The following is a 13,743-nucleotide window of genomic DNA, read 5'->3' on the forward strand; positions in this document are numbered from 1 at the left end:
GGACTCCCATGGACACTCGCAACGACGGTAAAACCCCCGGACTTTCAGTCGAAGAGCAACAGGACGTCGACCGCAACCAGCCGCCTCGTGCGGCGGTACTGCACGAGATCATCCGCACGCAGGGCGACCAGGAACTGGAGCGCAGCGTCGCCGCCCTGTGGTGGTCGGCCCTGGCCGCCGGCCTGACGATGGGCCTGTCTCTGATGGGCATGGGGCTGCTCAACTCCCGGCTGCCGGAGGGCGAAGCCTTCAAGGTTGTCGCCAGCTTCGGCTATTGCGCGGGCTTTCTGGCGGTGATCCTCGCGCGCCAGCAACTGTTCACGGAGAACACCCTGACCGCGGTGCTGCCGGTGATGAGCAAGCCGAGCCTGAAGAATGCCGGGCGCCTCCTGCGCTTATGGGGTGTGGTGCTGACGGGCAATCTGTGCGGCACCCTGTTGGTGGCATACGTGATGCTGCATCTGCCGATCTTCGACAGCCGCACCGACCAGGCCTTTCTGGAAATCGGTCGCCAGGTGATGGAGAACGACCGCGCGCAGATGTTCGCCAAAGGCATCATCTCCGGCTGGATGATTGCCACCATGGTCTGGATGATCCCGTCCATGGAGAGCGCCAAGCTGTGGATCATCATCCTCATCACCTACCTGATGGCGCTGGGGGATTTCACTCACATCGTGGTGGGTTCGGCCGAGGTGTCTTACCTGGTGTTTGCCGGGGAGCTGGGGTGGCGGGATTTCTGGCTGGTGTTTGCCGGGCCGACCCTGGCAGGGAACATCATCGGCGGCAGTTTCATCTTTGCCTTGATCAGCCACGCTCAGGTGCGCAGCGAGAGCGGCAAACCAAGTGGCCGCACGGATCGGGCGACGGCGCCCGATCCGCGTGGGATCAAGAAATGATCAATGGCCTTGAGCCGTGGCCGCCGGGGCATCCTGGGTGACATGACGCACCAGTCTGCCGATGCTCAGTCCCTGCAACAGGATCGACGACAGCACCACGATGTAAGTGATGCTCAGCACCAGGTCACGCTCCGGACCCAGGGGCAGGGCCAGCGCCAGGGCCACCGAGACGCCGCCCCGCAGGCCGCCCCAGGTCAGCACGCGGATGGTGCCCCGGGGCACGCTGCGCCAGCGCCGCAGCAGCAGGATCGCCGGGGCCACGGTGAGCAGGCGCGAGAGCACGATGGCTACCGCCAGCAGGCTTGCGGCCGCCAGGTGCAGCCAATTGAACGGCAGCAGCAACAGTTCCAGGCCGATCAGGGCGAACAGCAGGGCGTTGAGCATGTCGTCCAGCAGTTCCCAGAAGCCGTCCAGGTAGCGCCGGGTCATGTCGTTCATCGCCAGGTTGCGCCCCAGGTTGCCGATGATCAGGCCCGCCACCACCATGGCGATCGGTGCCGAGACGTGGATCTCGCTGGCCATCGCCGAGCCGCCGATCACCAGGGCCAGCGTCAGCATCACCTCGATCTGGTGCTGCTCGATGCTCTTGATCATCAGGTAGACCAGGTAGCCGATCAGTCCGCCGAACAGCACGCCGCCAATGGCTTCATGCACGAACAGCCAGGCCGTGGCGCCCACTGTCGGGGTTTCACCCAGTTGCGCGATGCCCAGCAGCACGGTGAACACCACCACCGCGGTGCCGTCATTGAACAGCGACTCGCCGACGATGGTGGTCTTCAGTGGTTTGGACGCGTTGGCGGTACGCAGTACGCCCAGCACCGCAATGGGATCGGTGGGCGAGATCAGTGCACCGAACAGCAGGCAGTAGAGGAAACTCACGTGCCAGCCGAACAGGCCGAAGATCCAGTAGGCCAGGCTGCCGATGACGAAGGTCGCGATCAGCACGCCGACCGTGGCCAGCAGGCCGATGGGCCAGCGATAGCTGCGCAGGTCGTTGAGGTTGACGTGCAGGGCGCCGGCGAACAGCAGGAACGACAGCATCCAGTTCATCAGCAGATCGCCGAAGTCGATCTTGCCGATCAGTTCCTCGACGTGTTCCTCAAGGCCAGGGAAGCCCAGGTAACTCAAGCCCTGCAGCAACAGCGAGAACAGCAGGGCGGTGACCATCACTCCGATGGTCGGTGGCAGGCCGATAAAACGGAAATTCACATAAGTGAGCAGGGTGGTCAGGCAGATAAAGGCGGCGACAAGTTCAAGCATCCGGACTCCTTTGGATGATCGCAGGGAAAAAAGCTTCAAGCGGCAGGTGTGCAGCGTCTGGCCAGGGGCCTGAGGTGGTTGGTGCTGGGGTTTACCCGCCCCATTGACCGCAGTAGTGGCACGATGTTGCAGGCGCTTGCCTAAAAAGGCGGGTATCGGGACCCGGCTGGGGTGACGTCGGGCAGCAAGCCCATGCTGACGAAGTGCGTGCTATCGCTGCCAAAAATGCCGGCAGTCCGTGCAGGCAGGCCAGCGTCATGCGAGGATTCGCCCTCGGCGGTCGGCGCAAGTATAGGCGGCCGGGAACGCAGGATGAATCGATTCTCTTTCGGGCCAACAGGGAGTGTGAGGTGCTGGCGACAAGTCTGGTTCTGGTGGCGGCGCTGCTGCATGCGGCATGGAACACCCTGATCAAGTTCAGCGGCGAGCGCCTGTTGGTGGTGGCCTGCATGGACAGCGTGGCTCTGCTGTTCGTGGCGAGCATGCTGTTTTTCTTGCATTGGCCGCCGTTGGAACTCTGGCCCTGGATCATCGCCTCGGCGGCCTTCGAACTCTTGTACCGCTATCTGTTGATCCAGGCGTATCGGGTGGGCGACCTGGGGCTGGTCTATCCACTGATGCGCGGTCTGTCGCCATTGGTGGTGTTGGCCTTGACCCTGATCTTTGCCGGCGAGGAGCTCAATACCCAGCAGATCCTCGGCATCCTGCTGATTCCCTTCGGCATGCTCTGCCTGCTCTGGCAGGGGGGCGGTGGGGCGCGCCTGCCCTGGAACATGTTGCCGGTGGTGGCGTTGATCGGCCTGTGCATCGGTTGCTACAGCTTCATCGACGGCCAGGCCTTGCGCCGCTGGTCCCATCCGCTGGACTACCTGACCTGGGTCACCCTGCTCAGTGCCTGGCCCTTTCCTCTGTTGGCCATGGTCTGCAAGCGCCCGGCCTTCATCCTGTTCTGGCGTGAACAGTGGCGCCTGGGGCTCAGCGTCGGATTCTGTGTGCTGTTCAGCTACGCCCTGGTGCTGTGGGCCATGCAGTTGGGGTCGATTGCCGAAGCGGCGGCGTTGCGCGAGATCAGTGTGATTTTGGTGGTGCTGTTCGGCATGCGCTACCTGAAAGAACCTTTCGGCCGGCCCCGGCTCTTAGCCTGTGGGTTGGTGCTGATCGGCATGTTGGTGATGAAGTTCTGAAGACCCCCTGAAAACTCATAAAAAAGGATGTGCTCCATGACTGTCGCTTTCTGGTGTGTATTGATCGCAATTGTCCTGCCGTACCTGTGTACCGCCATTGCCAAGGGCGCCGGCAAATATGGGCTTCGTTACAACCATGATCCGCGGGCGTTCCTGAATACCCTGGAGGGGCTGCCCAAGCGGGCCCATAACGCGCAGCTCAACGGTTTCGAGGTGACCCCGGCATTTGCGGCGGCAGTGATCATCGCCCATGTGGCGGGCAACGCCGAGCTGGTGACGATCAACGTGCTGGCGGTGCTGTTTATCACCAGTCGCCTGCTGTACATGATCTGCTACCTGGCGGACTGGGCGATCCTGCGCTCCCTGGTGTGGTTCGTGGGCATGGGCCTGATCGCCAGCTTCTTCTTCGTTTCAGTCTGAAACACCCTCTTGCAGCAGCCGGCTTGTCGGCGAAAGCGCCTTCATGGTCGCCTTCGCCGACAAGCTTGCTCCTGTAGCGGGTCACGGGGTATCGGGCACTTCCGGCACTTTGGGCAGGGGCGCGCCCTTGGGCCAGAGCATCCAGATCTGCCCCTGCTGCTTCATGTCGCCGGCCAGTTGCCCGGCCGCCTCGCCAGTGCCCCAGAACAGATCGGCACGGACTTCGCCGGTAATCGCGCCGCCCGTGTCCTGAGCGGCCACGGGGCGCACCAGGCTGCTGCCATCCGGGCGCGTGGTGGATAACCACAGCAAGCTGCCCAGGGGAATCACCTTGCGGTCCACCGCGACGCTGTAGCCGGAAGTCAGCGGTACGTTCAATGAGCCTCGGGGGCCTTCGTTGCTGTCCGGGTTGCGGTTGAAGAACACGTAGCTCGGGTTGCTGCCCAGCAGTTCGGGAATCCGCGTCGGATGAGCCTTGGCCCAGGCGGCGATGGTGCCCATGGTCACGTCTTCTTTCTTCAGTTCGCCCTGCTCCACCAGCCAACGTCCGATGGGCCGGTACGGGTGGCCGTTCTGGTCGGCGTAGCCGATCCGCAGTTGGCGTCCGTCGTCCAGCTGGATCCTTCCCGAACCCTGGATCTGCAGGAATTGCAGGTCCATCGGATCGGTCAGCCAGGCCAGCACCGGAGCCTTGACCCCCTTGGTTTCGATGGTCGCCGCGTCGTCATAGGGCTTGAGCACCCGACCTTCGAGCCGGCCTCGCAGGCGCTTGCCCTTGAGTTCCGGGTAGAGACTGTCCAGGGCGACGATGATCATGTCCTCCGGCACCCCGTACACCGGCACACTGGCGCTCGGTGTCTGGGTCAGGCTGCCGGGATACACCGGTTCGTAGTAGCCGGTGATCAGGCCGGTGCTGTTGCCGCTGCCCGAGCGCAGGCCGTAGACCTCCAGGTGCTCCTTGAGAAAGCCGCGGATGGCTGTCGGGGTCTGCGGCACATTGGCCGCCGCAGCGCAGGTGGCACCCCAGATCGGATCAGCCTTCAAGCGGGTGCAGGCACTGCGCCAGGCACCGAAGCCGGCCAGCAGGTCGTTATCGGCAACGCTGGGCAGGGACTCCCAGGGGGCGCTGTTGTAAGTGGCCAGGGCGTGGGTCTGTGGGGCCTTGCTGTTGTCGCCGCCGTTGCAGCCGGCGAGCAGTGCCAGGGCTGGCAGGGCCCAGAGCAGGTGGCGACGCCAGCGGAGGAAGCTCGGGTTCATGCTGTGTTTCCTTGGGGGGTATCCATCAGCGGCATGACGATGGACAACCCCTATTGTTAATAGGGCTATTGGTGTTTGCCGGGGAGGCGAGGATACTGGCCGCCGTTTCCGTGACCTGACCTGAAGCCACCATGACGCTAAAAAGACTTTCCGTTGTATTGCTGGCCTGCCTGACGCTTTCCGCCTGTGGCGGTGTCGACCCCAACTCTCCCCTGGGCCAGCGCAAGGCGATCTTCAAACAGATGCTCAAGACCGGCGAGGACCTGGGGGGAATGCTGCGTGGGCGGATTCCTTTCGACGGCGCACGTTTTGCCGAAGGCGCGGTGAAGCTGGATGCCCTGTCCCATGAGCCCTGGAAGCATTTTCCCGAGGTCAGGGAGCAGGACCACAGCAGCGCCACCGATGATGTCTGGCGCAAGCAGGCGCGTTTCCAGGAGCTGGCGCGCAACCTTGAAGCGGCCACCGCCGAGCTGGTGACCATCAGCCAGGTCCAGCCCTACAAGGCCAGCAATCTGGGGCCGGCCGTGCAGAAAGTCGAGGACGTCTGCAGTGCCTGCCACAAGGAGTTTCGTAATCACTGAGTGAGGTCGTTGCCAGGGAGGGCAGCGCTTACTTGTCCAGTTCGTCCAGGGCTTGCTGCAGTTCCTTGCGGGACTCGGCGAGCTTGTCCTTGCGCTTGTTGATCTTCTCCGAGTCGCCTTTCTTCATGGCCTTTTCCAGGTCGGCCTGACGCCGGCTGACTTCATGCTTGGCTTCCAGCACCTTGTTTTCCCGATCCTTCTTCAACGAGGCATCGGTGCAATGGGTGGTGACTTCGCTCAGGGCGCGCTCCAGGCCGGCCTGCTGATCGCTGTTGCCATGGGCCTTGGCCTGTTCGATCTGGGTCATGATCGCCTGGCGCTTGGCGGCGCAGCCGGTCAGTGGCTGGGCTTGTTCGGCGGCCAGCAGGGGCGCGCTCATCAGGCTGCACAGGGTCAGGGCAGCGAGGGACGGAAACAGTTTCATGGAAGGCTCCAGGTGAAAAAAGATCAAAAAATAACCAATGAAAAAATACTGACTGTCATACCGGGAATGGGCTGTTGGAGCGCATTCCTGCCGGGGTGGTTCAATGTGCGCTCCCGGATTGCGGCCTAAAAGCCGTTGATTCCGGCCTGATTCAGGGTCGCCTGCAAGGCCTGCACCTGGGGCTCGCGAAAAAACGCCACCAACTGCGCAGCCCGTTCCGGGCCGACACCGGTTTCGTTCTGCCAGTCCAGGCTGTTGCGTGAAGCCAGCACCTGCCATGGACCGTTCAGTTCCGCCGAGCCGCTGGGCGGCAGGCCCAGGGCCTTGAGCCAGCGTGCGAAGGGTCGCTGCCTTGCCTGTTGCAGACTCTCGATCAGTCGCAGGCTGCTGCGTGCGCCGAAGCCGGCAATGGTAGCAAGCTCTGCCTGATCCAGGGTCAGCCAATCCAAAAGGCCTTTGATACGGCCTGTTTCAACCAGCCTGGCCCAGGTTTGTTCGCCGATATGGTCCAGGTGCAGTCCCTGTTTGCCGCTGAGCCAGGCCAGGCGGGCGACAAACTGGCCTTCGCATCCGGGGGTTGGCCGCCAGCAGCTCAGGGCATGAAAGTCCTCCGGCGCTGGCGCCTGGATCGCCTGGCGTTGCTGGCTCCTGAGGACCACGCCATCCAGGCGGGGGAGGGTCAGTCCGGCCAGGCTGATGGCCACCTGGTCGCCGGGGACGATATCCAGGGCTTGCCAGCGTTGCAGCGAGCCGACGCTGACGCGGCGGATCTGTCGGTCATCGAGGACCACCGGGTCGATGTCCAGCAAGGGACTGATGCGCCCGGTGCGGCCGATCCGGAAGCGCACCTGACGCACATTGGCCAGGGCCTGGGCATAGGGGTATTTCCAGGCTGCAATCCAATGTGGGGCCCTGGCCTGCCAGCGTTCGGCGGCGGGGCGCAGGCTCTGGCGCAGGATGATGCCGTCGCTGGCAAAGGGCAGGGGCGAACGGTACCAGTGTTCTCGCCAGTGCCGGGCTTCGCTGAACCCGGCGATCGGGCGGCTGTACTCGGCGCCTTCGGTGAAGCCCAGCTGCGCCAGTTGCTCCAGGCGTTCACTCAGGGTGGCGGGGCCTTGGGGCCAGTCCCAGACGAACAGGCCGATTTGTGCCGCCTCTGCCGCCGACAGGTGTTTGCGTGCCAGCCATCCGGCGACCCGGCTGCGGGCATTGAGGCTGCCGGAGCGGGCCTGGATGTGTTGCTCCAGTCGTTGATAGAGCTCTCCCTGCAAGAGCAGGTCCACGGGCTGGGGCAGTTGTTTGGGGATGGCCGCGATCTGCCGGGCGCGGGCGCTCCAGTCCTGGCCGTGCCAGCCATCACCCCGGCTCAGTGCCTGGTGGAAACGGCCCTGGCGGTAGATCAGGGTGACCGCCACGCCATCGATCTTGGGTTGCGCCCAGATGCCTTCACGGCCTTTCAGCCAGAGCTGTACCGCGTTGTCGTCGGGGAGTTTTTCCACCCCGGTGTGGGCGATGGGGTGGGGCACGGGGCCCCGGGCGCCGAGCAGGGGATGATCCGCGGCGACGGGAAGCTGGGGGAAGCATTGTTGCAGGCGGGTCAGGCGCTGCCGGGACTGATCATAGAGCTCGTCGGCGACGGGCGATTGACCGTATCGGTGATAGCGGATGTCCCAGGCCTCGAGCTGTTGTTGCAGGGCGGTGAGTTCCCGTTCGGCCCGGGCACTGGACCAGTCGGGGCATTGGGCCAGGGCGGGCAGGCCGGTGAGGGCCAGAAACAGCAGGAAGAGTCTTGGCAGCATGGGGAGCGTCCTTGCTCGGAATGGGCATGCCTTGAAGGGTAGGTGGGCGTGGGGCGATTTTTCGGCGAGGTGGTTGCGGGGTGTTTCATGATGGCCTTGGGCGCTGGCTTGGCCAGTGGATACCTGGACAATTGCCCTGCTGAGAGAAACCTCTGGCGACAAAAAAGCCCCGCCGGTGGTGCCGGCGGGGCTTTGTCTGTTACCGGGTGACGCTTAGAGGCCGGCGGCAGCGCGCAGGGCGTCGGCGCGGTCGGTCTTTTCCCAAGTGAAGGTGGTGAAGGTGTCGTCACCCACGGTCTTGGTTTGCGGAGCACGGCCGAAGTGACCGTAGGCTGCGGTTTCCTGGTACATCGGGTGCAGCAGGTCGAGCATGGTGGTGATTGCGTAAGGACGCAGGTCGAAGTGCTCGCGAACCAGCTTGACGATCTTGTCGTCGCTGATCTTGCCGGTGCCGAAGGTGTTCAGGGAGATCGAGGTCGGTTGAGCCACGCCGATGGCGTAGGACACCTGGATCTCGCAGCGCTCGGCCAGGCCGGCGGCGACGATGTTCTTGGCCACGTAGCGACCGGCATAGGCCGCGGAGCGGTCGACCTTGGATGGGTCCTTGCCGGAGAACGCGCCGCCGCCGTGACGGGCCATGCCGCCGTAGCTGTCGACGATGATCTTGCGCCCGGTCAGGCCGCAGTCGCCCACCGGGCCACCGATGATGAACTGGCCGGTCGGGTTGATGTGGAACTGGGTGTCCTTGTGCAGCAGTTCGGCCGGCAGCACGTGCTTGACGATCAGCTCCATCACGCCTTCGCGCAGGTCGTTGTACGACACTTCAGGGTTGTGCTGGGTCGACAGCACCACGGCGTCGATGCCGACCACGATGCCGTTTTCATAGCGGCAGGTGACCTGGGACTTGGCGTCCGGGCGCAGCCATGGCAGCAGGCCCGATTTGCGTGCTTCAGCCTGGCGATGGACCAGCTGGTGCGAGAAGGCGATCGGCGCCGGCATCAGCGCGGCGGTTTCGTTGCTGGCGTAGCCGAACATCAGGCCCTGGTCGCCGGCGCCCTGATCTTCAGGCTTGGCGCGGTCGACACCCTGGTTGATGTCGGGGGACTGCTTGCCAATGATGTTCATCACGCCGCAGGTGGCGCCGTCGAAGCCAACGTCGGAGCTGGTGTAGCCGATGTCGCAGATCACGTCACGAACGATCTGTTCCAGGTCGACCCAGGCAGTGGTAGTGACTTCGCCAGCGACGATGGCCACGCCAGTCTTGACCAGGGTTTCCACAGCAACGCGAGCGTGCTTGTCCTGGGCAATGATGGCGTCCAGCACCGCATCGGAAATCTGGTCAGCGATTTTATCCGGATGTCCTTCAGACACGGACTCGGAGGTGAAAAGGGAGTATTCGCTCATCTCGACGGTTTCCTAAAATTTACCGATGGTGAGTGTCGCCAGCCGGTCGCTGAAAATGGCGGACCTGGATCTGGAAACCATTACGTAAGCCCACATAGAGGCTTTCCCCGGGAGTCAGTCCCGCAGCGGTGGCCCAACGGGCCAAGTCATCTTGTTCGAACCCTAGCCAGAGATCGCCGCAAGCCTCTTTGGCCCAACTCTGGTTGTGGCTGCACAAGTCTGTTACCAACAGGCTGCCGCCTGGTTGCAGCAATTGGGCCATCTGCTTGAGGGCCTCGGCCGGTGCGGCGAAATGGTGCAGGACCATGTTCAGCACCACGCAGTCGGCCGTCAGTTGTACGCCATCCAGTGCATCGGCCAGTTGCAGGCTGACGTTAGCCAGTGTTTCGCGTTCACACAGCTGACGGGCCAGTTCAAGCATCGCCGGACTGTTGTCCAGCGCGGTGACCCGGGCAAAGCGTCGGGCCAGGTCGGGGAGAAAACCACCGTCGCCGGGACCCACTTCAATGGCCGTGGCCATTGCTTTGAAGCTCAGCTTGTCCAGTAGCGCGAGCACGCTGTCGCGGTACTGGGGCAGTCCTGCGATCAGGTCCTGCTGGGCGCGGAATTTATCCGCCACCCGGGAAAAGAAGTCCTGGCTGGCCGCGGCCCGTTGCCGGTGCACCAGGCCAATCCGGTTCTGGACATCCACCGGCAGTCGCACCTGGTCGACTTCGTCCAGCAGGGCGGCGTGCAGCTTGCCGCCCAAGAGTTCGGTGTGGGGCAGGGCACGGCGGTAGAAAATCGCGTTGCCTTCACGGCGGGTCGCCACCAGGCTGGCCTGGGCCAGGACCTTCAAATGGTGGCTCATGCCCGACTGGCCGATGGCAAAGATCTGCGCCAGTTCCAGTACGCCGAACGAGTCGTTGCTCAGGGCGCGCAATACATTGAGTCGCAGAGGATCGCCGCCGGCCTTGCACAGGGCGGCCAGCTCGTCGCAATCGTCATGATCAATGGAGGGTGCGCTCAGGTTCATAGGGGCGCAGTCTAGAGGTGCCTGCAAAGGCCTGCAAGATCAATATCAAAAAGTTTTGATATTGCCCCTCAAGGGGCTTCTGCCAGAGCCCTGGTGGCCCTGTCGGCCGGCGACAAGCGGGTTTGCTCAGTGGATTGCCGGCTTATCCATGGGAAAAACATGCCTGAGTGACTATCTGTCATTGCCCCCGCCAGACGCCTGAGGGAAAATGCAGGCCTTTTTTCCGTTTCGTTTTATTCAATCCTCAGGAGATCAGCGATGCCCAGCCGTCGTGAGCGTGCCAATGCCATTCGTGCCCTCAGCATGGATGCCGTGCAAAAAGCCAACAGCGGCCATCCAGGTGCCCCCATGGGTATGGCGGATATCGCCGAAGTGCTTTGGCGTGACTACCTCAAGCACAACCCGAGCAATCCATCCTTCGCCGACCGTGACCGCTTCGTGCTGTCCAACGGTCATGGCTCGATGCTGATCTACTCGCTGCTGCACCTGACCGGCTACGACCTGTCGATCGATGACTTGAAGAACTTCCGCCAACTGCACAGCCGCACCCCGGGCCACCCGGAGTTCGGCTACACCCCGGGCGTTGAAACCACCACTGGTCCCCTGGGCCAGGGTCTGGCCAATGCCGTGGGCTTCGCCCTGGCGGAAAAAGTCCTGGCGGCGCAGTTCAACCGTCCGGGGCACAACATCGTCGATCACCACACCTACGTGTTCCTGGGTGATGGCTGCATGATGGAAGGCATTTCCCACGAAGTGGCCTCCCTGGCCGGTACCCTGGGCCTGGGCAAGCTGATCGCCTTCTACGATGACAACGGCATCTCCATCGACGGTGAAGTCGAAGGCTGGTTCACCGACGACACGCCCAAGCGTTTCGAAGCCTACAACTGGCAGGTGATCCGCAATGTCGACGGCCACGATCCGGAAGAGATCAAGACGGCCATCGACACCGCGCGCAAGAGCCCGCTGCCGACCCTGATCTGCTGCAAGACCACCATCGGTTTCGGTTCGCCGAACAAGCAGGGCAAGGAAGACTGCCACGGCGCGCCACTGGGTGCCGAGGAAATCGCCCTGACCCGCGCTGCGCTGAAGTGGAACCATGGCCCGTTCGAAATCCCGGCTGACATCTATGCCGAGTGGGACGCCAAGGAAGCCGGTCGCGCCGTGGAAGCCGAGTGGGACCAGCGTTTCGCTGCCTACTCCGCCGCATTCCCGACCGAAGCCAACGAACTGGTGCGTCGCCTCGCCGGTGATCTGCCAGCGGACTTCGCCGAGAAGGCCAATGCCTATATCGCTGAAGTGGCGGCCAAGGGCGAAACCATCGCCAGCCGTAAAGCCAGCCAGAACACCCTGAACGCCTTCGGTCCGCTGCTGCCCGAGTTCCTCGGCGGCTCGGCCGACCTGGCCGGTTCCAACCTGACCCTGTGGAAAGGCTGCAAGGGCGTCAGCGCTGAAGACGCCAGCGGCAACTACATGTACTACGGCGTGCGCGAATTCGGCATGACCGCCATCATGAACGGCGTTGCCCTGCACGGCGGCCTGGTGCCTTACGGCGCGACCTTCCTGATGTTCATGGAATACGCCCGCAACGCGGTGCGCATGTCGGCGCTGATGAAGCAGCGGGTGATCCACGTCTACACCCACGACTCCATCGGCCTGGGCGAAGACGGCCCGACTCACCAGCCGATCGAGCAACTGACCAGCCTGCGCAGTACCCCGAACCTCGACACCTGGCGCCCGGCCGACGCCGTGGAATCGGCGGTGTCCTGGAAGTACGCCCTGGAGCGCAAGGACGGTCCTTCGGCGCTGATCTTCTCCCGCCAGAACCTGCAGCACCAAACCCGCGATGCCGGCCAGATCGCCGATATCAGCTGCGGTGGCTACGTGTTGAAGGACTGTGCAGGCGAGCCTGAGCTGATCCTGATCGCCACCGGTTCGGAAGTGGGCCTGGCGGTTCAGGCTTTCGACAAACTGACCGAGCAGGGCCGCAAGGTGCGGGTGGTTTCCATGCCGTGCACCAGCGTGTTCGACGCCCAGGATGCAGGCTACAAGCAATCGGTGCTGCCGCTGCAGGTCAGCGCGCGGATCGCCATCGAAGCCGCCCATGCCGACTTCTGGTACAAGTACGTGGGCCTGGAAGGCCGCGTGATCGGCATGACCACCTACGGCGAGTCGGCGCCTGCGTCGGCCTTGTTCGAAGAGTTCGGTTTCACCCTGGACAACATCCTGGGCCAGGCCGAAGAGCTGCTGGAAGACTAAAAAAGCACGCGGTGGCCCAGCCACCGCGATCCCTTTGTAGGCGCTGGCTTGCCAGCGATTCGCGGTCTGCCTGACACACCGCTGATCGCTGGCAAGCCAGCTCCTACGATGGGTGCGTATAACAAGTTCGTCTGCCTGTGCCTGATCGAGAACCCCATGCCTCAACCGCGTCCCTATAAAGTTGCACTCAACGGCTACGGCCGGATTGGTCGTTGCGTCTTGCGTGCTCTGTTCGAGCGAGGGGCTGCGGCCGGGTTCGAGATTGTCGCCATCAACGATCTGGCCGACATGGCCAGTGTCGAATACCTGACACGCTTCGACTCCACCCACGGGCGGTTTCCCGGTGAGGTGAAAGTCGACGGCGACTGTCTGCATATCAATGGCAACTGCGTGAAAGTGCTGCGCAGTGCCACCCCCGAAGGCATCGATTGGGCGTCCCTGGGCGTCGATCTGGTGCTGGAATGCTCCGGTGCCTACCACACCCGCGAAGACGGCCAGCGTTTCCTCGACGCCGGCGCGCCGCGGGTGCTGTTCTCCCAGCCGATGGCCAGCGAGGCGGATGTCGACGCCACCATCGTCTACGGGGTCAATCAGGATTGCCTGACCGGCGCCGAGCTGCTGGTGTCCAACGCCTCCTGCACCACCAACTGCGGCGTGCCGCTGTTGCGCCTGCTGGATCAGGCCATTGGCCTGGAGTACGTGTCGATCACCACCATTCACTCGGCGATGAACGACCAGCCGGTGATCGACGCCTATCACCACGAAGACCTGCGCCGGACCCGTTCGGCGTTCCAGTCGGTGATTCCGGTGTCCACCGGTCTGGCGCGAGGCATCGAGCGCCTGCTGCCGGAACTTGCCGGAAGAATCCAGGCCAAAGCAGTGCGGGTGCCGACGGTCAACGTGTCCTGCCTCGATATCACGATGCAGACCGTGAGCGATACCGACGCCGCCGAGGTCAATCGGATCCTGCGCGAGGCCGCCACCAGCGGTCCGCTCAAGGGCCTGCTGGCCTATACCGAGCTGCCTCACGCCAGCTGTGATTTCAATCATGACCCCCATTCGGCGATCGTCGATGCCAGTCAGACCCGTGTTTCCGGCCCTCGGCTGGTGAACATCCTGGCCTGGTTCGACAACGAATGGGGCTTTGCCAACCGGATGCTGGATGTTGCTGGGCACTACCTGCAAACAGCCACTCCACGCCCTGCCACTAAACTCTCTGTTTCTGAACAACAGTAACCCAGGAATTG

At 63.3% G+C, this 13,743-nt stretch carries 12 protein-coding genes; 6 read left to right on the plus strand and 6 right to left on the minus strand.

Annotated elements, in window-relative coordinates:
* The first annotated feature begins 8 nt into the window (after positions 1-8).
* Positions 9-896 carry a formate/nitrite transporter family protein gene (locus ACMGG8_RS06100; protein WP_060841500.1) on the plus strand — a complete coding sequence of 296 codons (888 nt, stop codon included), beginning with the start codon at positions 9-11 and terminating at the stop codon, positions 894-896.
* Here ACMGG8_RS06100 and ACMGG8_RS06105 read toward each other — a convergent pair whose 3' ends face one another.
* Complete coding sequence (locus tag ACMGG8_RS06105; protein ID WP_060841499.1) at positions 897-2,156, minus strand: cation:proton antiporter; 1,260 nt, start codon at positions 2,154-2,156, stop codon at positions 897-899.
* A gap of 350 nt (positions 2,157-2,506) precedes the next feature.
* Between ACMGG8_RS06105 and ACMGG8_RS06110 the strand changes: the two genes are divergently transcribed.
* Positions 2,507-3,340, plus strand: a complete 834-nt coding sequence (locus ACMGG8_RS06110; RefSeq protein ID WP_414159317.1) for an EamA family transporter — start codon at positions 2,507-2,509, stop codon at positions 3,338-3,340.
* 36 nt (positions 3,341-3,376) lie between these two features.
* On the plus strand, positions 3,377-3,760 hold the full coding sequence (locus ACMGG8_RS06115) for an MAPEG family protein (protein ID WP_060841497.1): 384 nt from the start codon (positions 3,377-3,379) through the stop codon (positions 3,758-3,760).
* Between the two features lie 81 nt (positions 3,761-3,841).
* On the opposite strand, the gene ACMGG8_RS06120 is transcribed toward ACMGG8_RS06115, so the two are convergent.
* A complete protein-coding gene (locus ACMGG8_RS06120) occupies positions 3,842-5,017 on the minus strand; it encodes a murein transglycosylase A (protein ID WP_414159318.1) in 1,176 nt (391 codons plus the stop codon).
* A gap of 131 nt (positions 5,018-5,148) precedes the next feature.
* On the opposite strand from ACMGG8_RS06120, the gene ACMGG8_RS06125 reads away from it, so the two are divergent.
* Positions 5,149-5,598: a c-type cytochrome gene (locus ACMGG8_RS06125; protein ID WP_060841495.1), complete on the plus strand. Its 450-nt coding sequence runs from the start codon at positions 5,149-5,151 to the stop codon at positions 5,596-5,598.
* A 28-nt stretch (positions 5,599-5,626) separates the two neighbouring features.
* On the opposite strand, the gene ACMGG8_RS06130 is transcribed toward ACMGG8_RS06125, so the two are convergent.
* The 4 genes from ACMGG8_RS06130 to ACMGG8_RS06145 all read right to left on the minus strand — a co-directional run bounded on the left by ACMGG8_RS06130 (position 5,627) and on the right by ACMGG8_RS06145 (position 10,240).
* A complete protein-coding gene (locus tag ACMGG8_RS06130) occupies positions 5,627-6,022 on the minus strand; it encodes a DUF1090 domain-containing protein (RefSeq protein WP_060841494.1) in 396 nt (131 codons plus the stop codon).
* Positions 6,023-6,147: 125 nt separating this feature from the next.
* Positions 6,148-7,821 (minus strand): NAD-dependent DNA ligase LigB, encoded by a 1,674-nt coding sequence (gene ligB, locus ACMGG8_RS06135; RefSeq protein ID WP_414159319.1) that lies wholly within the window; start codon positions 7,819-7,821, stop codon positions 6,148-6,150.
* 213 nt (positions 7,822-8,034) lie between these two features.
* Complete coding sequence (gene metK, locus ACMGG8_RS06140) at positions 8,035-9,225, minus strand: methionine adenosyltransferase (protein WP_414159320.1); 1,191 nt, start codon at positions 9,223-9,225, stop codon at positions 8,035-8,037.
* A 19-nt stretch (positions 9,226-9,244) separates the two neighbouring features.
* On the minus strand, positions 9,245-10,240 hold the full coding sequence (locus ACMGG8_RS06145) for an ArsR/SmtB family transcription factor (RefSeq protein ID WP_414159321.1): 996 nt from the start codon (positions 10,238-10,240) through the stop codon (positions 9,245-9,247).
* A gap of 258 nt (positions 10,241-10,498) precedes the next feature.
* On the opposite strand from ACMGG8_RS06145, the gene tkt reads away from it, so the two are divergent.
* On the plus strand, positions 10,499-12,496 hold the full coding sequence (gene tkt, locus ACMGG8_RS06150; RefSeq protein ID WP_414159322.1) for a transketolase: 1,998 nt from the start codon (positions 10,499-10,501) through the stop codon (positions 12,494-12,496).
* Between the two features lie 156 nt (positions 12,497-12,652).
* Positions 12,653-13,732 (plus strand): erythrose-4-phosphate dehydrogenase, encoded by a 1,080-nt coding sequence (gene epd / locus ACMGG8_RS06155; protein WP_414159323.1) that lies wholly within the window; start codon positions 12,653-12,655, stop codon positions 13,730-13,732.
* The last annotated feature ends 11 nt before the right edge of the window (positions 13,733-13,743 follow it).

The sequence above is a fragment of the Pseudomonas sp. BNK-45 genome (assembly GCF_047456255.1).
Classification (GTDB): domain Bacteria; phylum Pseudomonadota; class Gammaproteobacteria; order Pseudomonadales; family Pseudomonadaceae; genus Aquipseudomonas.

Excerpts from the sequence above, each read along its gene's own strand:
- ACMGG8_RS06100 (WP_060841500.1), top strand. The coding sequence starts at position 9 with ATGGACACTCGCAACGACGGTAAAACCCCCGGACTTTCAGTCGAAGAG.
- ACMGG8_RS06105 (WP_060841499.1), bottom strand. The coding sequence starts at position 2,156 with ATGCTTGAACTTGTCGCCGCCTTTATCTGCCTGACCACCCTGCTCACT.
- ACMGG8_RS06115 (WP_060841497.1), top strand. The coding sequence starts at position 3,377 with ATGACTGTCGCTTTCTGGTGTGTATTGATCGCAATTGTCCTGCCGTAC.
- ACMGG8_RS06120 (WP_414159318.1), bottom strand. The coding sequence starts at position 5,017 with ATGAACCCGAGCTTCCTCCGCTGGCGTCGCCACCTGCTCTGGGCCCTG.
- ACMGG8_RS06125 (WP_060841495.1), top strand. The coding sequence starts at position 5,149 with ATGACGCTAAAAAGACTTTCCGTTGTATTGCTGGCCTGCCTGACGCTT.
- ACMGG8_RS06130 (WP_060841494.1), bottom strand. The coding sequence starts at position 6,022 with ATGAAACTGTTTCCGTCCCTCGCTGCCCTGACCCTGTGCAGCCTGATG.
- ligB (WP_414159319.1), bottom strand. The coding sequence starts at position 7,821 with ATGCTGCCAAGACTCTTCCTGCTGTTTCTGGCCCTCACCGGCCTGCCC.
- metK (WP_414159320.1), bottom strand. The coding sequence starts at position 9,225 with ATGAGCGAATACTCCCTTTTCACCTCCGAGTCCGTGTCTGAAGGACAT.
- ACMGG8_RS06145 (WP_414159321.1), bottom strand. The coding sequence starts at position 10,240 with ATGAACCTGAGCGCACCCTCCATTGATCATGACGATTGCGACGAGCTG.
- tkt (WP_414159322.1), top strand. The coding sequence starts at position 10,499 with ATGCCCAGCCGTCGTGAGCGTGCCAATGCCATTCGTGCCCTCAGCATG.
- epd (WP_414159323.1), top strand. The coding sequence starts at position 12,653 with ATGCCTCAACCGCGTCCCTATAAAGTTGCACTCAACGGCTACGGCCGG.